The organism is Streptomyces sp. ISL-98, assembly GCF_018614055.1.
Taxonomy (GTDB): Bacteria; Actinomycetota; Actinomycetes; order Streptomycetales; family Streptomycetaceae; genus Streptomyces; species Streptomyces spiramyceticus.
Map to the genome: position 1 here is coordinate 80,268 of NZ_JAGGPB010000016.1, position 19,629 is coordinate 99,896.

Annotated in this window: 19 protein-coding genes and 1 tRNA gene; 10 read left to right on the forward strand and 10 right to left on the reverse strand. The window is 69.9% G+C overall.

Annotated features, from left to right (window positions below; translation table 11 throughout):
- Positions 1–43 precede the first annotated feature (43 nt).
- Positions 44–544 carry an Lrp/AsnC family transcriptional regulator gene (locus tag J7I98_RS12105; protein WP_214920653.1) on the forward strand — a complete coding sequence of 167 codons (501 nt, stop codon included), beginning with the start codon at positions 44–46 and terminating at the stop codon, positions 542–544.
- 34 nt (positions 545–578) lie between these two features.
- Here the strand turns inward: J7I98_RS12105 and J7I98_RS12110 are convergent, their stop codons facing one another.
- Positions 579–1,190, reverse strand: a complete 612-nt coding sequence (locus J7I98_RS12110; RefSeq protein WP_214920654.1) for a TetR/AcrR family transcriptional regulator — start codon at positions 1,188–1,190, stop codon at positions 579–581.
- The gene (locus J7I98_RS12115) at positions 1,187–2,701 is read right to left on the reverse strand and encodes a 3-hydroxyacyl-CoA dehydrogenase (RefSeq protein WP_214920655.1); all 1,515 of its coding nucleotides are present in this window, start codon (positions 2,699–2,701) and stop codon (positions 1,187–1,189) included. The genes J7I98_RS12110 and J7I98_RS12115 overlap by 4 nt, the downstream gene beginning before the upstream one ends.
- Positions 2,702–2,825: 124 nt before the next feature.
- On the opposite strand from J7I98_RS12115, the gene paaN reads away from it, so the two are divergent.
- On the forward strand, positions 2,826–4,517 hold the full coding sequence (gene paaN, locus J7I98_RS12120; protein WP_214920656.1) for a phenylacetic acid degradation protein PaaN: 1,692 nt from the start codon (positions 2,826–2,828) through the stop codon (positions 4,515–4,517).
- A gap of 301 nt (positions 4,518–4,818) precedes the next feature.
- On the opposite strand, the gene J7I98_RS12125 is transcribed toward paaN, so the two are convergent.
- Genes J7I98_RS12125 through J7I98_RS12135 form a run of 3 tightly spaced genes read right to left on the reverse strand, consistent with a single transcriptional unit; the run spans position 4,819 to position 7,552 of the window.
- The gene (locus tag J7I98_RS12125; RefSeq protein WP_274560622.1) at positions 4,819–5,514 is read right to left on the reverse strand and encodes a TrmH family RNA methyltransferase; all 696 of its coding nucleotides are present in this window, start codon (positions 5,512–5,514) and stop codon (positions 4,819–4,821) included.
- A complete protein-coding gene (locus J7I98_RS12130) occupies positions 5,511–6,737 on the reverse strand; it encodes an HTTM domain-containing protein (protein WP_214920657.1) in 1,227 nt (408 codons plus the stop codon). Before J7I98_RS12130 ends, J7I98_RS12125 begins: the two co-directional genes overlap by 4 nt.
- Positions 6,734–7,552 (reverse strand): DUF5819 family protein, encoded by an 819-nt coding sequence (locus tag J7I98_RS12135; protein WP_251020498.1) that lies wholly within the window; start codon positions 7,550–7,552, stop codon positions 6,734–6,736. The genes J7I98_RS12130 and J7I98_RS12135 overlap by 4 nt, the downstream gene beginning before the upstream one ends.
- Before the next feature lie 185 nt (positions 7,553–7,737).
- On the opposite strand from J7I98_RS12135, the gene paaA reads away from it, so the two are divergent.
- The 6 genes from paaA (at position 7,738) to J7I98_RS12165 (ending at position 12,557) form a co-directional block, all read left to right on the forward strand.
- A complete protein-coding gene (paaA, locus tag J7I98_RS12140; protein ID WP_214920658.1) occupies positions 7,738–8,751 on the forward strand; it encodes a 1,2-phenylacetyl-CoA epoxidase subunit PaaA in 1,014 nt (337 codons plus the stop codon).
- Positions 8,748–9,035 (forward strand): 1,2-phenylacetyl-CoA epoxidase subunit PaaB, encoded by a 288-nt coding sequence (gene paaB, locus J7I98_RS12145; protein WP_214920659.1) that lies wholly within the window; start codon positions 8,748–8,750, stop codon positions 9,033–9,035. The genes paaA and paaB overlap by 4 nt, the downstream gene beginning before the upstream one ends.
- A complete protein-coding gene (paaC, locus tag J7I98_RS12150) occupies positions 9,032–9,775 on the forward strand; it encodes a 1,2-phenylacetyl-CoA epoxidase subunit PaaC (protein ID WP_308377732.1) in 744 nt (247 codons plus the stop codon). Before paaB ends, paaC begins: the two co-directional genes overlap by 4 nt.
- Complete coding sequence (gene paaD / locus J7I98_RS12155) at positions 9,769–10,266, forward strand: 1,2-phenylacetyl-CoA epoxidase subunit PaaD (RefSeq protein WP_214920660.1); 498 nt, start codon at positions 9,769–9,771, stop codon at positions 10,264–10,266. Before paaC ends, paaD begins: the two co-directional genes overlap by 7 nt.
- Entirely contained in the window at positions 10,267–11,331 is a 1,065-nt protein-coding gene (locus J7I98_RS12160) for a 2Fe-2S iron-sulfur cluster-binding protein (protein ID WP_214920661.1), read from the forward strand.
- 92 nt (positions 11,332–11,423) lie between these two features.
- Entirely contained in the window at positions 11,424–12,557 is a 1,134-nt protein-coding gene (locus tag J7I98_RS12165; protein WP_214920662.1) for an acyl-CoA dehydrogenase family protein, read from the forward strand.
- A gap of 58 nt (positions 12,558–12,615) precedes the next feature.
- On the opposite strand, the gene J7I98_RS12170 is transcribed toward J7I98_RS12165, so the two are convergent.
- From J7I98_RS12170 to J7I98_RS12185, 4 genes are all read right to left on the reverse strand, one after another.
- Positions 12,616–12,960 (reverse strand): rhodanese-like domain-containing protein, encoded by a 345-nt coding sequence (locus J7I98_RS12170; RefSeq protein ID WP_214920663.1) that lies wholly within the window; start codon positions 12,958–12,960, stop codon positions 12,616–12,618.
- Between the two features lie 73 nt (positions 12,961–13,033).
- Positions 13,034–14,038 carry a J domain-containing protein gene (locus tag J7I98_RS12175; RefSeq protein ID WP_214920664.1) on the reverse strand — a complete coding sequence of 335 codons (1,005 nt, stop codon included), beginning with the start codon at positions 14,036–14,038 and terminating at the stop codon, positions 13,034–13,036.
- A 48-nt stretch (positions 14,039–14,086) separates the two neighbouring features.
- Positions 14,087–15,511, reverse strand: a complete 1,425-nt coding sequence (locus J7I98_RS12180; protein ID WP_214920665.1) for a DUF2252 domain-containing protein — start codon at positions 15,509–15,511, stop codon at positions 14,087–14,089.
- Between the two features lie 144 nt (positions 15,512–15,655).
- Positions 15,656–17,350 (reverse strand): glycosyltransferase, encoded by a 1,695-nt coding sequence (locus J7I98_RS12185; RefSeq protein ID WP_214920666.1) that lies wholly within the window; start codon positions 17,348–17,350, stop codon positions 15,656–15,658.
- A 209-nt stretch (positions 17,351–17,559) separates the two neighbouring features.
- Between J7I98_RS12185 and J7I98_RS12190 the strand changes: the two genes are divergently transcribed.
- Positions 17,560–18,222 (forward strand): class I SAM-dependent methyltransferase, encoded by a 663-nt coding sequence (locus J7I98_RS12190; protein ID WP_214920667.1) that lies wholly within the window; start codon positions 17,560–17,562, stop codon positions 18,220–18,222.
- Positions 18,223–18,346: 124 nt separating this feature from the next.
- Here J7I98_RS12190 and J7I98_RS12195 read toward each other — a convergent pair.
- Positions 18,347–18,429 (reverse strand) — tRNA-Leu (locus J7I98_RS12195).
- A gap of 308 nt (positions 18,430–18,737) precedes the next feature.
- Here J7I98_RS12195 and J7I98_RS12200 point away from each other — a divergent pair.
- Positions 18,738–19,619, forward strand: a complete 882-nt coding sequence (locus J7I98_RS12200) for a DUF3662 and FHA domain-containing protein (RefSeq protein WP_214920668.1) — start codon at positions 18,738–18,740, stop codon at positions 19,617–19,619.
- The last annotated feature ends 10 nt before the right edge of the window (positions 19,620–19,629 follow it).

Genomic DNA, 19,629 nt, shown 5'->3' on the forward strand with positions numbered 1-19,629 from the left:
CTGGGATAGGGGCAGGTCGTCCATCACACCGAGGCGGGGGGACATGGCAGCTGAACAAATGGCCGACGCGGGCGAGGGAACTCCCGCGCGCCCACTGGACTCCATCGACCGCGACATCCTGCGCATGCTCCAAACGGACGGCCGCGCCTCGATACGTTCCGTGGCCGAGCGCGTACATGTGTCGCGGGCCAACGCCTACGCGCGGATCAACCGCCTCATCGACGACGGCGTGATCCGCGGTTTCAGCGCCCGGGTGAACCATGAACGCGCTGGTCAGGGAGCTTCGGCGTACGTCACGCTCAAGATCGTGCAGAACTCGTGGCGCACGGTGCGCGAGCAGCTGCAGGCACTGGCGGGCGCGGCGCACATCGCGCTGGTCAGCGGCGATTTCGACGTACTGCTGCTGGTGCATACGGCGGACAACAGGGCACTGCGGGAGCTCGTGCTGACGAAGATCCAGTCGATACCTGAGGTGCTCAGTACGCGCACCCTGCTGGTCTTCGAGGAGACGGACCTGGACACCCGGCTCCCCCAGGAGCCGTAAAGGGTGTGGTGGGTGGGCTCAGCGGCTGGATGCCTCAGCGGCTGGTGCGGAGCCCGTCGAAGGCGAGCCGTACGACGGTGTCGGCGAGCTGATCGCCCTCGGGACTGCCGGAAACCGCCCCGCCTTCGGCTGCCTGCGGCCGGTACCACTCCACCAGGGAGTTGATCATTCCGAAGAGCAGCCGGGTGGCCAGCCGTATGTCCACGTCGGCGCGCAGATCGCCCTCCGCGACCGCCGCCTTGAGCAGATCGGCGACCCGGTGGTCGAACTCGCGGCGCCGCTCCAGCGCCCAGCGCTCGGCCTTCGTGTTGCCTCTTACGCGCAGGAGAAGCGTGACGTAGGGCAGCTCGGCGGTCAGGACCTCGACGGTACGGCGGGTCACGTACTCCACTCGCTCGATCGCGCGCCCACGCACCGCACCCGGCTCGTCGAGGACGCCGAAGAGCCCGTCGAGCGCGCGGCTGACTGCACGCCGCAGCAGCTCTTCTTTGCCCGAGACATGGTGGTAGATCGAGGACTTGGAGATGCCGGCGGCCTTGGAGAGGTGCTCCATGGAGGTGCCGTCGTAGCCGCGCTCGTTGAAGACCCGGACGGCCACGCTCAGGAGCGTCTCGGGGGTGTACGTGTCGCGCTTGGCGGTGGTCACGAGGCGGTCTCCTCCTTGGCGGCGAACGCCTGCCGGTAGAGCGCCAGGGACGGGGCGTAGCGCCCGGTCGGGCAGCACTCGTGCAGGTTCTTCAGCAGGTCGTACGCCCAGTCCGTGCCGAGGAGGCGGTTCCATTCGACGGGGCCAAGCGGATAGTTCACACCGAGGCGCATCGCTGTGTCGATGTCCTCGGGCGACGCGACGCCCCTGGCGACGGCGTCGGCGGCGAGGTCGATCAGCATGGCGACCGTACGGGCGACGATCATGCCGGGGACGTCGCCGATGACGCTGACGTCCTTGCCGAGCTTCTGGAAGAGGCCGGTGGCCTCCTCGACGGCCTGCGCGGAGGTGTCCTCGGAGGCGGAGAGCGCGATACGGGTGGCGCCCCGGTAGTCGAGGGCGAGGTCGAAGTAGACGACGTCCGCGTACTCGACGGAGGTCCGCCCGTCCGCCGGGACGAGCTGTCCTTCGCCGGGCAGCTCGATGTACGGGCCGCCCGTCCCGACCCTCTCCACGGCGATTCCGGCCTCCTCCATCATCGCGACGAGGGCGTCGGCGTGGCCGAGGTCTCCGACGACAGTGACGGCTTCCGGAGCGGCGGTGGGGGCGGCAGTGTGCGGCGCGGTTTTCGGGGCACTGTCGGATCCGGCGTACGGGAACCAGCCGTGGCCCGATTTCCGGCCCAGACGGCCGGACTCGACAAGGCGGCGCTGGGCGAGGGAGGGGGCGAATTTGGGGCTCTGGAAGAAGGAGTCCCAGACGGAGCGGGTGACGGCCTCGTTGACGTCCTGTCCGATCAGATCGGTCAGCTCGAAGGGGCCCATCCTGAAACCGCCCGACTCGCGCAGTACGGCGTCGATGGTGGCCGGGTCGGCGCCCTGCTCCTCGTACACCGCGAAGGCTTCGGCGTAGAAGGGGCGGGCGATCCGGTTGACGATGAAACCGGGGGTGTCCGCGCAGCGCACCGGGGTCTTGCCCCAGGCGGCGGCCGTCGCCCACGCGCGCGTGGCGCTCGTTTCGTCGGTCGCGAAGCCGCTGACGACCTCGACGAGGGGGAGGAGAGGCGCCGGGTTGAAGAAGTGCAGCCCTACGAAGCGGCCGGGGTTCTTCAGGGGCCCTGCGATGGCCGTGACGGAGAGGGAGGAGGTGTTGGTGGCGAGGAGGCAGTCCTCAGCAACGATCGCTTCGAGCGCGGCGAAGAGCTCCTGCTTGACCGGCAGTTGTTCGACGATCGCCTCGACGACGAGCGCGGCGTCGGAGAGCTCGGAGAGGTCGTCGGCGGCATGCAGCCGGGCGCGGGCCTCGTCCGCGTCCCCGCGCTCCAGCCTGCCCTTCTCGACGAGCCGGTCCAGGCGCGCGCCGACGGCCCCGGCGGCCTCCGCCGCACGTCCGGCAGCGGCGTCGTACAGGCGCACCGGGTGACCGGCGAGGAGTGCCACCTGGGCGATGCCCTGGCCCATGGTGCCGGTGCCTACGACGGCGACAGTGCGGGCTCGATCGATTGCTGTCATGACCCGATCCTCCCGTACGAGTTGTCCACAGGTTTTATCGGGCCCTCTTGTCCCGACCGATCGTTCGGTTACTGTAGCTCGTGTCCGCCTGCCCCTGCCCGGCTCGACGAGGAGTTGGTCCGCCATGGCCGCCGAACTCACCACACCCCAGTTGTCCGAGAAGCACCGGACGACGCTCGACAAGGCGCTGGACGTGATCCGTACGCGCGAGTACTGGTCCCCGCACCACGAGCACCCCAAGGCATACGGCGAGAACGGCAGCCTGAGCGCCGCCGAAGGGCTCGCGGCCTTCCAGGCCCTGCACGGCAGCCGCTTCGAGCTCGACCAGCCCGGCACGGACGGCTGGACGGGCGGCGAAGTGTCGCCGTACGGCCCGGAGTTGGGCATCGAATACCCGCACGCCGACATCGACGTTCTGCTGCCCGCCATGCGCGCGGGCATGGCCGCGTGGCGAGAGGCAGGGCCCGAGACCCGCGCCCTGGTCTGCCTGGAGATCCTTTCCCGGATCAGTGCCCGTACGCACGAATTCGCGCACGCGGTCATGCACACCAGCGGCCAGGCGTTCATGATGGCGTTCCAGGCCGGCGGCCCGCACGCCCAGGACCGCGGCCTGGAGGCCGTGGCGTACGCGTACGCCGAGCAGGCCCGCACCCCCGGGTTCGCGGACTGGTCCAAGCCGCAGGGCAAGCGCGATCCGCTCGACCTCAAGAAGTCCTTCACCGCCGTCCCGCGCGGCATCTCGCTGCTGATCGGCTGCAACACCTTCCCGACGTGGAACGGCTACCCGGGCCTCTTCGCCTCTCTGGCCACCGGCAACCCCGTCCTGGTCAAGCCGCACCCCCGCGCGGTCCTCCCCCTGGCCCTGACGGTCCAGGCCGCTCGCGAGGTGCTGGCGGAGACGGGCTTCGACCCGAACCTGGTCGCACTGGCCGCCGATAGCCCCGGCGAGGGCATCGCCAAGTCCCTCGCGGTCCACCCCGAGATCAAGATCATCGACTACACGGGGTCGACGGCGTTCGGCGACTGGCTGGAGGCCAACGCCCGCCAGGCGCAGGTCTACACGGAGAAGGCCGGCGTCAACACGGTCGTCATCGACTCGACGGACAACTACAAGGGGATGCTGTCCAACCTGGCGTTCTCCCTGTCCCTCTACAGCGGCCAGATGTGCACCACACCGCAGAACCTTCTGATCCCGAGGGACGGGATCATGACGGACGCGGGCGCGAAGTCCTACGACGAGGTGGTCGCCGACCTCGCAGCCTCGGTCGCCGGCCTGCTGGGCGACGACGCCCGCGCGAACGCACTGCTGGGCGCACTCGTGAACCCCGACGTCAAGGCTCGCCTGGAGGCGGCTGCGGGACTCGGCGAAGTGGCTCTCCCGTCGCGGGAGGTCACGAACCCGGACTTCCCGGAAGCGGTGGTCCGTACGCCGGTCATGGTCAAGCTCGACGGCACCAAGCCGGACGCTGATGCGCCGTACATGTCCGAGTGCTTCGGTCCGGTCTCCTTCGCGGTAGCCGTCGACTCGACGGAGGGCGGCCTGGACCTGCTGCGCCGTACGGTCCGCGAGAAGGGCGCGATGACGGTGGGCGCGTACACGACGTCGCAGGTCACGGAGGCCGCAATCGAGGAGGTCTGCCTGGAGGAATCAGCACAGCTGTCGCTGAACCTGACGGGCGGGGTGTACGTCAACCAGACGGCCGCGTTCTCCGACTTCCACGGCACAGGCGGCAACCCGGCAGCAAACGCGGCCCTGTGCGACGGAGCATTCGTAGCAAACCGCTTCCGAGTGGTGGAGGTACGCAGGCAGGCGTAACGGACACGCCGACGCCAACGCGGGCCGACATACGTGGCCGGCCCGCGGGCCCGGCACGACGTCGGCCCGGCCACACACCCGGACGGCGGGCGTGGCGCCTTGCGCCGCGAAGCCGGCGTCCGGGGGTGTGGGGCGTCAGCCCCCTACGCTTCCCCACCCTCGTGGGGGGCCTGGGGGCGGAGCCCCCAGTTCGGGAAGGGGCGGGTAGGGGAACAGGCCCGCCGCAGGCGCCCCGCCCGCACCGCACCCCGTCCCATCGCACGCACAGACAGCCGCGCCCCCACCTACAGCCACCCGCGCCTCACACGCCCGGCTCCGCAATCGCCGCGTACCGCTGCACCCACGCATGCATGGCGATCGCCGCCGCAGCCCCCGCGTTGATCGACCGCGTCGAGCCGAACTGCGCGATCGAGCACACCATCGCCGCGTGCTTACGCGCCTCCTCCGTAAGCCCGGGCCCCTCCTGCCCGAAGAGCAGCACGCACCGCCGCGGCAGCTCGGTCCGCTCCAGCGGCACAGCGCCCGGCAGGTTGTCGATCCCGATGATCGGCAGCCCCTCCGCCGCGGCCCAAGCCGTCAGTTCCGCCGTGTCCGGGTGATGGCGCACATGCTGGTACCGGTCGGTGACCATCGCACCGCGCCGGTTCCAGCGCCGCCGCCCCACGATGTGGATCTCCTTGGCCATGAAAGCGTTCGCAGTGCGCACGACGGACCCGATATTGAAGTCGTGGCCCCAGTTCTCCACGGCCACGTGGAAGTCGTGGCGCCGCATGTCCAGGTCGGCGACGATCGCCTCGCGCCGCCAGTAGCGGTACGGATCGACGACATTGCGCCGGTCGCCGTTCGCGAGCAGCTCCGGGTCGTACCGCTCCCCCTCCGGCCACGGCCGAGGGTGCGGGCCCACGCCGATCTCGGGCGCCGCGAACCCCTCGTCGTACTGAAGGGGAACCTCGGGGCCGGAAATATCAAAGTCAGGGTCAGAGATTTCGCTGCTCACCCAACGAGCGTACGGTCCGTCTCCGCGCCCACAGAACTCCGCTCGGACTCGGCACGCACCTTGCCCGCGGCGCCAAGCCCCAGCATCCCCATCCCCAGCCGCTCCCTCCCCCGAGCCGCCCAGCCGCCGATCCACCGCAGGAAGCCCGTCGGCAGGAAGACCGCGTCGGCGGCGATCATCGCGAGCGAGAAGAAGGGCAGTCCGAGCAGCACGGCAATGGCCGCATGCTCGGCGATCATGACCGCGAGCAGGACGTTCTTGACCCGCCGGTTGAACAGCGTGAAGGGGAAGGCGACCTGCACGGCCACCGTCCCGTACGTCAGCAGCATCACAATCACGCCGCTGGAGGCGAGCAGCCCGGACAGCACCGGCCAGGGCGAGAAGTAGTCGAGATGAAGCGGGTAGTAGAGCGCGGTGCCGTCCTGCCAGCGCGAGCCCTGGATTTTGTACCAGCCGGCGGTCGCGTAGACGAGGCAGACCTCCGCCATGATCACGAAGAGGGCGGCGTTGTGCGCGAGGTTGGCGAAGACATCCAGCAGGATGCGCGGCTCACCTGGCGCGTAACGGCCCGCGGCCCACCACAGGGCGTGCGCCGCCCACAGCCCCCAGAGGATGAGCAACCAGCCCCAGCTGAGAACGCCCATGAACGAAACGGCAGCGAGGAAGGCGCCAAGGACGGACCAGAGAAGGACCCCGACCCGGTCGGCACCGTCCATAAGGTCCCGACTGCCCGCGTCCCAGTCCCCGCTCCCGCCCCCGCGCCGCGCATCCAGCGACCACACCTGCCCGCAGCGCGTCAGCACCAGGTAGATCGCCATCAGGTGGATGACGTTGTCGCCGCCGTCCCCTACGAAGATGCTGCGGTTCTGCAGGGACAGCACACCGATCATGAACAGAACGGACATCGTGCGGGTGCGCCAGCCGATCATCAGCAGCACGGCTGACACGACCGCGAGCCCGTACACGATCTCGAACCAGACGCCGCTTTCCGACCACATGAGCGCGGTGAAGGCGTGGTTGTTCGCTATCAGTTGCTGGGCCATGTCCCAGCTCCAGGGCCCGTCGGGCCCGTACAACTCACGGCGGTGCGGGAATTCGCGGAGCAGGAAGAGCAGCCAGGTCAGGGAGAACCCGATCCGGACGACGGCGCTCTGATACGGGCCGAGGGCGGTGGAAGTGACGCGCTGGACGGCGCGCGCGAGAGTGCGGTCGACGACGCTCACCGAACCGCCTCCGTACCCTCTGCACGGGCACCGTCGGCCAGATCCGCCGCGGTGACCGACCACCACGGGAGAACCCGGTGGGCGGGCCGGTTGTTGGTCTTCTCGTCGCTCCACGGCGGGGCCTTCACCCACGTCGTCTCCGACCGGACCTGTATCCGCTCGACTTGGCCACCCATGTCCTGACCTGCGAAGCGCAGCAGCACGATGCGGCGGATGTAGCGCTCGGAGAGCGCCCCGCGCAGGCCGTTCGGCTTGTTGGTGCTGTCGTGCGAGGCGGTGTAGAAGTCCCAGCCGCGGCGCAATTCGTTCTGGTCGGTGTGGCTGGGCAGCAGATTGCCGCGGATCGCATCGCCGTCCTGGGCGGAGAGGTCTGTCCAGCCGGTGGTTTCCCACTGCCCCTCTGCCGTACGGACCTGGGCCCGCGCCTGTACGGCGATGTTCTGCTGCAGCGGATTGGGTGCGAAGAGCTTCCAGTTCTGCTCGAACTCGGGGTAGACCCACTCGTCGACCGCCTCACCGTGCTGCTTGCTCAGGGTGTTGGAGGGGGCGACGTGCAGGAAGACCATCCCGAGATGCACACAGGCGAGGACGCCGACGACGGCGAGCGCGACGGCGGCCACGACCTGATGTGGGAGGGAAAGCGCGGCGATACCGCGCTGCGCACCAGGGCGGCCAGAGGCATCCGAGGCGTCCGAGGCATCAGGGGCAGATGCACTCTCCGCACTCTCCTGAGACTCCGGACTCTCCGTGATCTCCGGGGTCTCTGTGACGCCTGTGATGCCCGCGGCGGGGCCCGGATCCTGCCCGGTGGTCATGCCCCTGTCGTCGTACGAATCCATCCCGCCCCGATCAGCGTCGGTCCACAGCAGTTATCCACAGGGTTGACACCCTACGGGCCGTCGACTCACCATTGAAGTCATCGAACCGAACGATCGGTCGGTCGGTCGGTAGTGTCGGTTGCCAGCAGGCAAGGACGGCAAAGGGACGGCAGGGGGCTCGGATGGCGACAGCAGCCGCAGCTGCGCACCGGACGACGGCTGAAGATCAGGCCGGGCGGACGGGGCAGGCGGACCAGGCAGAGCAGGCAGCCGCGTACGAGGCGGCATTCAACGCCTCCGTGGCAGCGGACGAGCGCATCGAGCCGCGCGACTGGATGCCGGACTCCTACCGGGCCTCGCTGGTCCGCCAGATGGCCCAGCACGCCCACTCGGAAATCATCGGCATGCAGCCGGAGGCCAACTGGATCACCCGCGCGCCCTCGCTGCGGCGCAAGGCGATCCTGATGGCCAAGGTGCAGGACGAGGCGGGACACGGCCTGTATCTCTACAGCGCCGCCGAGACCCTGGGCACCGGCCGCGAGGAGCTGCTCGACAAGCTGCACTCCGGCCGCCAGAAGTACTCGTCGATCTTCAACTACCCCACGCTGACCTGGGCCGACGTCGGCGCGATCGGCTGGCTCGTGGATGGCGCCGCGATCACCAACCAGGTGCCGCTGTGCCGCTGCTCCTACGGTCCGTACGCCCGCGCCATGGTCCGTATCTGCAAGGAGGAGTCCTTCCACCAGCGCCAGGGGTACGAGCTGCTGCTCCACCTCAGCAAGGGGACGCCGGAGCAGCACGCGATGGCGCAGGACGCGGTGGACCGCTGGTGGTGGCCGTCGCTGATGATGTTCGGCCCGCCGGACGACGAGTCGGCGCACTCGGCGCAGTCCATGGCCTGGAAGATCAAGCGCCATTCGAACGACGAGCTGCGTCAGCGCTTCGTCGACATAGCCGTCCCGCAGGCCGAGGCGCTCGGCCTCACCCTCCCCGACCCGGACATCCGGTGGAACGAGGAGCGCGGCCAGCACGACTTCGGCGCGATCGACTGGGACGAGTTCTGGGACGTCCTGAAGGGCAACGGTCCGTGCAACGAGCAGCGGATCACGCAGCGGCGCCGGGCGCACGAAGAGGGTGCCTGGGTCCGGGAGGCGGCGACGGCATACGCCGCGAAGCATGGGAAGGCAGCAGCATGACGAACACCGACTGGCCGTTGTGGGAGGTGTTCGTGCGCTCGCGCCGCGGACTGTCCCACACCCACGCGGGAAGCCTGCACGCCCCGGACGCGGAGATGGCCCTGCGCAATGCCCGCGACCTGTACACCCGCAGGTCGGAAGGCGTCTCGCTGTGGGTCGTGCCGTCATCGGCGATCACCGCATCGTCTCCCGACGAGAAGGACCCCTTCTTCGAGCCGGCCGCCGACAAGCCCTACCGGCACCCGACGTTCTACGAGATCCCTGAGGGAGTGCGGCATCTGTGAACCAAGTACCTGTGAGCGCCGCACCGGCACCCGTATCCGCACCCGCGGCTCTCGCCCTCGGTGACGACGCGCTGGTGCTCTCGCACCGGCTGGGGGAGTGGGCCGGCCACGCACCCGTGCTGGAAGAGGAAGTGGCCCTCGCCAACATCGCGCTGGACCTGCTGGGTCAGGCGCGGGTCCTGCTCTCCCTCGTCGGTGACGAGGACGAGCTGGCCTACCTCCGCGAGGAGCGGGCCTTCCGCAACCTCCAGCTCGTCGAGCAGCCGAACGGCGACTTCGCGCACACCATCGCCCGCCAGCTCTACTTCTCCACCTACCAGATGCTGCTGTACGGGCAGTTGGCCGCCGGCGACGGCCCGTTCGCGCCGCTCGCGGCGAAGGCAGTCAAGGAGGTCGCGTACCACCAGGACCATGCCGAGCACTGGACGGTGCGCCTCGGCGACGGCACGGACGAGAGCCATGAGCGGATGCAGCGCGGCTGCGACGCGCTGTGGCGCTTCACCGGCGAGATGTTCCAGCCGGTCGAGGGCGTCGACGTCGACTGGCAGGCCATGGCTGCCGCCTGGCACGAGTCCATCACTTCCGTGCTGGAACGGGCGACGCTGACGGTGCCGGAGGGGCCGCAGCGCGGCGCCTGGGCCGCGGGCGCGGGGCGCCAGGGGCTGCACACCGAGCCGTTCGGGCGGATGCTCGCCGAGATGCAGCATCTGCACCGCAGCCACCCGGGGGCGACATGGTGACCGAGACAGTCCTGGAAGCCGAACTGCGCCGGCTCGCGGGTTCGGTCCCCGACCCGGAGCTGCCGGTGCTCACCCTGGAGGAGCTGGGCGTGCTGCGCGCCGTCCATGTCTTCGGCCCGGGCAGCGTCGAGGTCGAGCTGACCCCGACGTACACCGGCTGCCCGGCGATCGAGGCGATGTCCTCGGACATCGAGCGCGTGCTACACGACCACGGCATACCGGAGGTATCGGTACGCACGGTCCTGTCCCCCGCCTGGTCGACGGACGACATCAGCGCCGAGGGGCGGCGCAAGCTGGCGGAGTTCGGCATAGCTCCCCCGCGCCCGCAGCCCGCCGACGGCGGCCCTGTGCCCCTCACGCTGTCGGTGCGCTGCCCGCACTGCGGCTCGACGGACACGGAGCTGCTCAGCCGGTTCTCCTCCACCGCGTGCAAAGCACTGCGCCGCTGCGTGTCCTGCCGCGAACCGTTCGACCACTTCAAGGAGTTGTAGATGTTCCATCCGCTCCGGGTCCGCGAGGTCGAGCGGCTCACGGACGACTCGGTGGCAGTCACCCTCACCGTGCCGGCCGACCTCCGCGAGACCTTCCGCCACACACCAGGCCAGCACATCGCGCTGCGCCGCATCGTGGACGGCGAGGAGATCCGCCGTACGTACTCGATCTGCGCACCGGCCACGCAAGATCCGCTGGACCCGGAGCTGCGCGTGGGCATCCGGCTGGTCGACGGCGGCGAGTACTCGACGTACGCACTCAAGGAACTGGCCGTCGGCGACACCATCGAGGTCATGGCCCCGACGGGCCGCTTCGTCCTGGAACCGCGCCCGGGGCACTTCGCGGCGATCGTCGGCGGCAGCGGCATCACGCCGGTGCTGTCGATCGCGGCGACGCTGATGGCAAAGGAGCCGGGCGCAAGGTTCTGCCTGATACGCAGCGACCGCACGGCGGCGTCGACGATGTTCCTGGAGGAGGTCGCCGACCTCAAAGACCGTTACCCGGACCGTTTTCAGCTCGTCACGGTGCTCTCCCGGGAGGAACAGCAGGCGGGGCTTCCGTCGGGACGCCTCGACGAGGAGCGGCTGACGGAACTGCTGCCGGCGCTGCTGCCGGTGGCTGACGTGGACGGCTGGTTCCTGTGCGGGCCCTTCGGTCTCGTCCAGGGTGCCGAGCGCGCGCTGCGCGGTCTCGGAGTGGCCAGGAACCGTATCCACGAGGAGATCTTCCACGTGGACCAGGGCACGGGCACGGGCACGGCCGGCGTCGCGGCGGTCGCGGCACCCGCCCACAGCACCCTCACCGCCACCCTCGACGGCCGCTCGGGCAAATGGCCGGTACAGGACGGCGAATCGCTGCTTGAAACGGTGCTGCGCAGCCGCGCGGACGCGCCGTACGCCTGCAAGGGCGGGGTGTGCGGAACGTGCCGGGCCTTCCTCGTATCCGGCGAGGTGCGGATGGACCGCAACTACGCGCTGGAGCAGGAGGAAACCGACGCGGGCTATGTCCTGGCCTGCCAGTCCCACCCGGCCACACCGGAAGTGGAGCTGGACTTCGACCGCTGACTTTCCCGCTGCCTGTGTCCTTTTTCAAGAACGTGTTCTATCTTGACGCCCCGTCAGGTGAATGCGGAACCGGGGCACGGGAGGGCAAGGAAGTGGACTTCACCTTCACCGAGGAGCAGCAGGCGGCCGTCGAGGCGGCGAAGGCGGTCTTCTCGGGCGTCGCGCCCGACGGAGTGCCGAGCCCCGCGCTCACGCCGGGCCCGGTGGCCGAGGACTTCGACCGCCCGCTGTGGGCCAGGCTTGCGGGGTCCGACCTGCTGAGCCTGGTCCTCGCCCCGGAGCACGGCGGGGCGGGCCTCGACCCCATCGCACTGTGCCTGGTGCTGCGCGAGTCCGCGAAGGTGCTCGCCCGCGTACCGCTGCTGGAGACCAGCGCGGTCGCGATGGCTGTACAGGCCTACGCCGCACCCGAGTTGAGCGCCGAAATCCTTCCCCGGGTCGGCCGCGGCGAGCTGGTGCTCACGGTCGGCTCCAACGGCCGCACCGGCCACGACCCGGCCGAGCTGGCCGTCACGGCAGAGCGGGACGGCGACAGCTGGGTCCTCGACGGGGTCCAGACGGGCGTGCCCTGGGCGCAGACAGCGGATCGTATCGCCGTGCCCGCGCACACCGGCGCGGGCCGCGCCGTGGTCGCCCTGGTCCCCCGCACCCACGCAGGCGTCACTCTCGCCGACCAGGTCTCCACCAGCGGCGAGCGTTTCGCCGAGGTCCGCCTCGATGCAGTACGGGTCACGGCCCACGAGGTGATCGATGCCGACGGCGCCTGGGAGTGGCTGCGTGATCTCCTCACCACCGGAATGTGCGCACTGGCGCTGGGGCTCGGCGAGGGCGTACTGGCCATGACGAGCGAATACACGGGCAAGCGGGAGCAGTTCGGCTTCCCTGTCGCTACTTTCCAGGCCGTCGCCGTCCAGGCCGCCGACCGCTACATCGACCTGCGCGCCATGGAAGTAACCCTCTGGCAGGCGGCCTGGCGGCTGACCACGGCATCGAACGGCGCCCTGCCCGTTACGGGCGATGTGGCGGTGGCAAAGATCTGGGCCTCCGACGGAGTACGCCGCGTCGTCCAGACCGCGCAGCATCTGCACGGCGGCTTCGGCGCGGACACCGACTACCCCCTGCACCGCTACCACGCGTGGGCCAAGCAGATCGAGCTCTCGCTCGGCCCGGCCGCCGCGCACGAGGAGGCGCTGGGCGATCTCCTGGCCGCCCACCTACTCGGCTGAGCGCAACCAGCTCAGCGGAGTGACCAGTGTGAGCAGCGTGACGAGTGTGTGAACAGCGTCAGAGGACGAAGGCCGGACTGCCGGTGTCGGTGACCATCGGGCGGTCGGCACCTTCCCACGCGAGCATGCCGCCGTCGATGTTCACCGCATCCACGCCCTGCTGCACGAGGTACTGCGTGACCTGTGCGGAACGGCCGCCGACCCGGCACATCACATGCACCCGCCGGCCGTCCTCCGCCGCCTCGGTCAGCTCACCGAAGCGGGCCACGAAGTCGCTCATCGGGATGTGCAGCGCGCCCTCGACGTGACCGGCTGCCCACTCGTCGTTCTCCCGTACGTCCAGCACGAGGCCGTCGGCCGGCACCGCCGCCACGTCGACGGTGGGGAGCGGGGCGAAGTTCATGGGTCATGCCTTCTCTCGTACGTACACAGTATTCCCGGCGCACCGGGGCTCGTCCGGCTCCGGCAACCGAAACCTACTGCACCAGTTTTGCCAGATCCGTCTCACGCTCGGAGACCCGCGCGAGCAACTGCTCGGCGATCTCCTCCAGCAGCCGGTCCGGATCCTCGGGCGCCATCCGCAGCATCGAGCCGATGGCGCTCTCCTCCAGATCCTGAGCGATCAGCGACAGCAGCTCCTTGCGCCGCGAGAGCCACTCCAGCCGGGCGTAGAGCTCCTCGCTCTCGCTCGGCGGCTGCTCCTGGGGCGCCGGACCTGCGGCCCATTCCTCGGCGAGCGCCTGCAGCTGGGCCACGTCACCGCGCCCGTACGCGGCGTTGACCCGCGTGATGAACGCGTCCCGGCGGGCACGCTCGTCCTCGTCCTGCGCCAGGTCCGGGTGCGCCTTGCGCGCCAGCTCGCGGTAGACCTTGCGCGCCTCCTCGCTGGGCCGGACCCGCTTCGGCGGTTGCACGGTCTGGTCGGTGAGCATCGACGAGGCCTCCGGCGAAAGACCGTCCGAGTCCATCCAGTCGTGGAACAGCTCCTCGACCCCGGGCATCGGCATGACCATGGCCCGCGCCTCGTCCGCCCTGCGCCGGTCCTCAGGATCACCGGTGCGGGCAGCCGTGGCTTCCGCGATCTGCGCGTCCAGCTCGTCGAGACGTGCGTACATCGGGCCGAGCTTCTGGTGGTGGAGCCGGGAGAAGTTCTCCACCTCGACCCGGAAGGTCTCCACCGCGATCTCGAACTCGATCAGCGCCTGCTCGGCAGCGCGCACGGCCCGCTCAAGCCGGGCCTCGGGCCGCTCAGCCTCAGCAGCCGCCTGAGCCTCAGCCGCCGCCTGTCCACCGGCCGACTGCCCTGTGGCTGCCTGCCCCCCGGCCGCCTGCCCACCGGGTTCACCAGCTTCCGCACTGCTGGCCCGCTCAGCGGTTTCCCGCCCAGCGTTCTGCTGCCCGGCGGCCTCGTTCCCGGCCGCCTGCCGGTCCTGCGCGTCGTCGTTCCGGGTCGTCGGCTCCCCGGGAGCTTCCTGAGTCACCCGTCCAGCGTACGGGCGACCGCGCCCGCCGCCGTAACACCCCCGCCGTCAGACCCCCACCTCGGCGGCTATCCGCCCGTCCTTGACCGCCGCCACCAGATCGCCGTGATCCGCTTCCGTACGGTCCGCGTACGTCACCGCGAAGGCCGCCACCGCCTCGTCGAACTCCTCGTTCTTGCCGCAGTACCCGGCGATCAGCCGCGGGTCCACGCTGTGCGCATGAGCCCGCGCCAGCAGCGCCCCGGTCATCCGCCCGTAGTCGTCCAACTGTCCCGGCTCCAGCGCCGCCGGATCCACGCTGCCCTTGCGGTTCCTGAACTGCCGTACCTGGAACGGCCGGCCGTCCACTTCTGCCCAGCCCAGCAGGTTGTCACTGACCACCTGCATCCGCTTCTGCCCCAGCACGACCCGGCGTCCCTCATGCCCGACCGGCGGCACATCGAAGCCGACCGCAGGCAGATACGGCGCCAGCGCCGACGCACGCGCCTCCTTCACCTGGAGCACCAACGGCTCGCTCCGGTGATCAAGCAGCAGCACCACATACGACCGCGTCCCCACGCTTCCCGTTCCGACCAGCCGGAAGGCCACGTCGTGGATCGCGTACCGCGCGAGCAGCGGCAGCCTGTCCTCCGGAAGCGTCCCCAAATACCCGCCGAGCGCCGAAGCCACTGCGGCCGCCTCCACGTCCGCGACCCTCCGCAGCACCGGCGGTGCGTCCACGAAGCGCCGTATCCCGCCGGGGCCCTCCTCCGTCGCCTTGGCGGCGAAGCGTGCACTGGTGTTGTTCCGGGCCTTTTCCGCGACGCGCTCAAGCGTGCCGATCAAATCCCGCGCATCCGTGTGGGAGACGAGTTCCTCGTCGGCGATCGCGTTCCACGCGTCGAGCACCGGCAGCCTCGCCAGCAGCCGCATCGTCCGCCGGTACGCGCCGACCGTGTCGAACGCCGCCTCCCGGCAGGTCTCCTCGTCCGCCCCGGCCTGACGGCCCGCCAGCACCAGCGAGGTCGCGAGCCGCTTGACGTCCCACTCCCACGGGCCGACCACGGTCTCGTCGAAGTCGTTCAGGTCGATGACGAGACGCCCGCGCGCATCGCCGTACAGACCGAAGTTCGCCGCATGCGCGTCCCCGCAGATCTGCGCGCCCACGCCGGTAACCGGCGTGCCCATCAGGTCGTGCGCCATCAGCCCGGCCGCGCCCCGCAGGAAAGCGAAGGGCGAAGCGGCCATACGTCCGACCCGTATTGGTGTCAGCTCCGGCACCCGGCCGCGGCTGGACTCCTCGACCGCCCGCACCGCGTCGGGCCGCTCCACCGAGAGCACCAGCGAATCGTGCGAGGCCCTGGGCACCCGCATCCGCAGCGCCTTGCCGTCCTCCTTGGGCGAGCCGTCCGCCGTACGCCGCGCGAACCCCGGAACCGCAGGAATCCGCCCACCGCCGCCTTGCCCCGACATCACCGTCTCGTTCTCGGCCATGGCGCCGCCTCCCCCGATCTCGTACAAACACCAGCCGGACACCGGCCGCGAAGAACACCGGCCGCCAACATCAACTGCCCAAGACCGTACCGCCGCCCGCCGACGGGCGTCTCCCCCTGTGGATAACCCTCAATCCACCAAGCGCTACCGCAGCGTGACGACCGTCGCCGTCCCCACCGACCCGTCCGTCCCGATCTTCCGTACGTCCGTATCCCGCCCGCCGATCAGCCGCTCCAGCCCCGCCGCATCCGGCTGCAGCCGGCCGCGCTCGAAGACCACCAGGCTGACCCGCGTGCCCTTTGGCACGCGCATCTTCCGGTACTGGCTGTACGTCACCGCATCGCACCTGGAATACCAGCCGAACTCCGGCTCGTACCCCGTCACCACCAGGCACGGCACCCCATGCGCCGCGGCCCCGATCTCCAGCGCCACCGGCACCGTCGACCAGCTCAGCCGCTTGGGCCCAGGCATCGCGCCGTGCGCCACGACCTGTGCGGTGCCCAGCACCGTAAGACCGGCCAGCGCGGCCACGGCGGCCAGCACGGGCGCACGCCACGCGCCCCCCGACCAGTGCCCCGCCAGTTCGGCGACCGCCTGCACACCGAGCACCGTGAGGAGAACAACAGCGAGATAGACGAAGCGTGGTTCGCCGTCCGTCGCGAAGCCAAGGATCACAAAGACGAGCAGTGCGGCCGTCCCCAGAAAGACGCGCCTCCGGTCGTCCCCCCGCACCACACCGACCCGACCACCACTGCGGCCCCACACCCGCCGCACAGCGGACCCGGCCGCCCACAGCCCCGCGAACATCACCACGGCCCCCAGGTCCCCGGCCAGCCGGTACGGGAAGACGGCGAGGTAATAGACGAGCCCGTCGCCCACGTACGCACGGTTGGCCTGCGACGTCGCCGACAGGATCATGCCGAGCGGCCGCCCGGTCTCCAGCACGGCATGCACGAAGTGCGGTACGAGCCCCAGGGCCAGCACCGCGCCCGCCCCCGCCAGCCGCCGCCCCTGCGCAAGCCACGCGCGCGGCCCGTACGCGAAGACCGCCGCAAGCCCGATGGCCAGCAGGTTCCCCACCACTCCGTACCGCAGATAGAAGGCAGCCAGCGCCACGGCCGGCACGCCCCACAGGGCCCTCGACCCCTCCTTCTCCTGGGCACGGACCAGCAGAAAGACAACAACGAGGAGCAGACCCGTCGTTCCTATGTCATTGAGGTACTCCGGCACCCTGCGCAGGAACCCCAGCCCGCTCAGCAGCACCAGCACCACCACCACTGCCCGCCGCCGCGTGGTCCAGGCGGCGGCGACGAAATACGTCACTGTGAGCATCCCGAGCACCAGCAAGAGCGCCACCGCCCGCAGCGCCCCGACCCCACCCACCCCACCGACATCGCCGTACAGCCACAGAGCCAGCGCGCCGAGCGCGGGAAGCCCGACCGGACGGTAGACGCCCCAGCCCGCATCGGGCGTCCCCTCCACCCAGGAGCGCGCCTTGTTCGCGTAGACCGCTTCCTCATGACCGAGGTACGGCTCGAAGTCCTGAAGCACCGCCCACGCCCCGGCAGCCATCGCCAGGACCCCCGCGACGTACGCCCAGGAAGGCACCCGCCGCAGCGCGCCCACAGCCCGCTCCCAGACCGGCGGCACCCGCTCCCCCCACAGCGGCCGCGACAACAGCCACGCGGGGGCCGCCACCAGCAGATACGGCCACGGCTGCCACCCCGGCAGCCATCCCCCGAACCCGGCAACCAGCAGCACCTGCTGCGCACATGCCAACACCGTCAGCACCACGGCAACGACACCGGCTGTCCGGGTCGTCCGGGTTATTCGGGCCACCACTAAATTCCCCCTGCAGCAACAGCACACGGAAACAGAAACGGGCCTCGTCGCGGTCAACAACGAGGCCCGGATCATGTCATGCGACGCGCAGCGGGCTACGCGGTGAAGATGAAGTACTTCCAGGCGCCACGGGTGTGATCGGCGTGCCTGAATCCAGGCGCAGTACCGTCTCCCAGGACGGGGCGATGTGGACCACAGGAGCACCGATGCACGAGGACCGGGAGCTGGCGGAGGCACAGCGCGCGCACTGGCAGCAGACCTATGCCGCCCACCCTGGCATGTACGGCGACGAACCCTCCGCCCCCGCTGTCCACGCCGCCGAGGTCTTCCGTACGGCAGGTGCGCAAGATGTTGTGGAACTGGGCGCCGGACACGGCCGTGACGCCCTGCATTTCGCGCGCTGCGGCTTCACCGTCCAGGCCACCGACTTCAGCCCCACCGGCCTGGAACAGCTGAGGTCCGCCGCCGACGGCCTCGGGCTCAGCTCGTCGGTGACCACCACCGTCCACGACGTACGCGATCCTCTGCCGCTGCCCGATGCCTCGGTGGACGCGGTCTTCGCACACATGCTGCTGTGCATGGCGCTGTCCACCAGGGAGATCCAGCAGCTCGTCGCCGAGGTCCGCCGCGTACTGCGACCCGGCGGCACCTTCATCTACACCGTCCGCCACACCGGCGACGCGCACTACGGCGCCGGCATCGCGCACGGGGACGACATCTTCGAGCACGGCGGCTTCGCGGTGCACTTCTTCGACCGCGCCCTGGTCGAGGCCCTGGCGGAGGGGTGGGAGCTGAAAGCGGTGTACGCGTTCGAGGAGGGCGAACTGCCGCGCCGACTGTGGCGGATCACCCAGACTGTGCCCCGGTAACGCCGGAGACGGAGACAAAGCAGCGGGGCCCTGACGGGACCTCAGCCGTTGCGGGCAACGCAAAACGGGCCCCTGCGAGCGACTTTCGTCACTCACCGAGACCCGTTTCGTCGGTTTCTCTAAGTGCGCGAGGGGGGATTTGAACCCCCACGTCCCTAAGGACACTGGCACCTGAAGCCAGCGCGTCTGCCGTTCCGCCACTCGCGCATGAGTGGTGCCGTTCGAATCTCTCACTGGTTTGTGCGAGCGCCTGACGACATGCAGAAGATTAGCACGGTGGCGAGGAGGGATTCACACCCGTTGTTTCGGGGGAGCCGGGCAGGGAACGAGGCTGCCCGTCACCCACTCCTCCAGAGTGCTCCCCGGGTGCGGGACACTGTCAGGAGGCCACCTCTACGATCCCTGTGAGAGGTGACACTCATCCACTGTGCAGACAAGGGGAACCAGCCGATTTCCCGACGCGTGGATACGATCAGTAAGCAGTACCAGGCCGACAACGACGGAGGAGGTGCCCCATGGGAGTCATGAAGCGTTTCGAGCAGCGTCTCGAAGGTCTGGTCAACGGCACCTTCGCCAAGGTCTTCAAGTCCGAGGTCCAGCCCGTCGAAATCGCCGGCGCCCTTCAGCGCGAGTGCGACAACAACGCCACGATCTGGAACCGCGAGCGGACCGTCGTCCCCAATGACTTCATCGTCGAGCTCTCCACCCCGGACTACGAGCGCCTCAGCCCGTACTCCGGCCAGCTCGGCGACGAGCTCTCCGGCCTGGTCCGCGACTACGCCAAGCAGCAGCGCTACACCTTCATGGGCCCCATCAAGGTCCACCTGGAGAAAGCGGAAGACCTCGACACCGGTCTCTACCGTGTGCGCAGCCGTACCCTCGCGTCGAGTACGTCACAGGCCCCCGGCCAGCAGAGCCCGGCCGTCGGCCAGCCCGGCCCGGGCCAGCAGAGCCCGGCACCGGCCGCACCCCGGGGCGGCGGCTACGGCTACCCGCCGTCGGCCCCGCCTCCCATGCCGGCGGCACCGCCGCCTTCGCACGGCGCCAGGCCGGGCCCCGCAGCGGCCCCGGACCGGCGCCCGGCAGGACCGGGCCCCGGCCCGATGCCGGGTGCTCAGACACGGCGCTGGATCGAGATCAATGGCACACGCCACCAGATCTCCCGCCCGACGCTGGTGCTCGGACGCAGCACCGAAGCCGACGTGCGGATCGACGACCCCGGCGTATCGCGCCGGCACTGTGAGATCCGGACCGGAACGCCCTCGACGATCCAGGATCTCGGTTCCACCAACGGCATCGTGGTAGACGGACAGCACACCACCCGCGCTACGCTCCGCGACGGCTCGCGGATCGTCGTGGGCAGCACGACCATCGTTTATCGGCAAGCCGAAGGGTGAAGCGGGGGCA

Bases quoted from the DNA above. Each gene is read 5' to 3' on its own strand.
- J7I98_RS12105 (WP_214920653.1), top strand. From the start codon at position 44: ATGGCAGCTGAACAAATGGCCGACGCGGGCGAGGGAACTCCCGCGCGC.
- paaA (WP_214920658.1), top strand. From the start codon at position 7,738: ATGGCGACAGCAGCCGCAGCTGCGCACCGGACGACGGCTGAAGATCAG.
- J7I98_RS12190 (WP_214920667.1), top strand. From the start codon at position 17,560: ATGCACGAGGACCGGGAGCTGGCGGAGGCACAGCGCGCGCACTGGCAG.
- J7I98_RS12170 (WP_214920663.1), bottom strand. From the start codon at position 12,960: ATGAACTTCGCCCCGCTCCCCACCGTCGACGTGGCGGCGGTGCCGGCC.
- J7I98_RS12115 (WP_214920655.1), bottom strand. From the start codon at position 2,701: ATGACAGCAATCGATCGAGCCCGCACTGTCGCCGTCGTAGGCACCGGC.
- J7I98_RS12135 (WP_251020498.1), bottom strand. From the start codon at position 7,552: ATGACCACCGGGCAGGATCCGGGCCCCGCCGCGGGCATCACAGGCGTC.
- paaB (WP_214920659.1), top strand. From the start codon at position 8,748: ATGACGAACACCGACTGGCCGTTGTGGGAGGTGTTCGTGCGCTCGCGC.
- J7I98_RS12160 (WP_214920661.1), top strand. From the start codon at position 10,267: ATGTTCCATCCGCTCCGGGTCCGCGAGGTCGAGCGGCTCACGGACGAC.
- paaN (WP_214920656.1), top strand. From the start codon at position 2,826: ATGGCCGCCGAACTCACCACACCCCAGTTGTCCGAGAAGCACCGGACG.
- paaD (WP_214920660.1), top strand. From the start codon at position 9,769: ATGGTGACCGAGACAGTCCTGGAAGCCGAACTGCGCCGGCTCGCGGGT.
- J7I98_RS12180 (WP_214920665.1), bottom strand. From the start codon at position 15,511: ATGGCCGAGAACGAGACGGTGATGTCGGGGCAAGGCGGCGGTGGGCGG.
- J7I98_RS12200 (WP_214920668.1), top strand. From the start codon at position 18,738: ATGGGAGTCATGAAGCGTTTCGAGCAGCGTCTCGAAGGTCTGGTCAAC.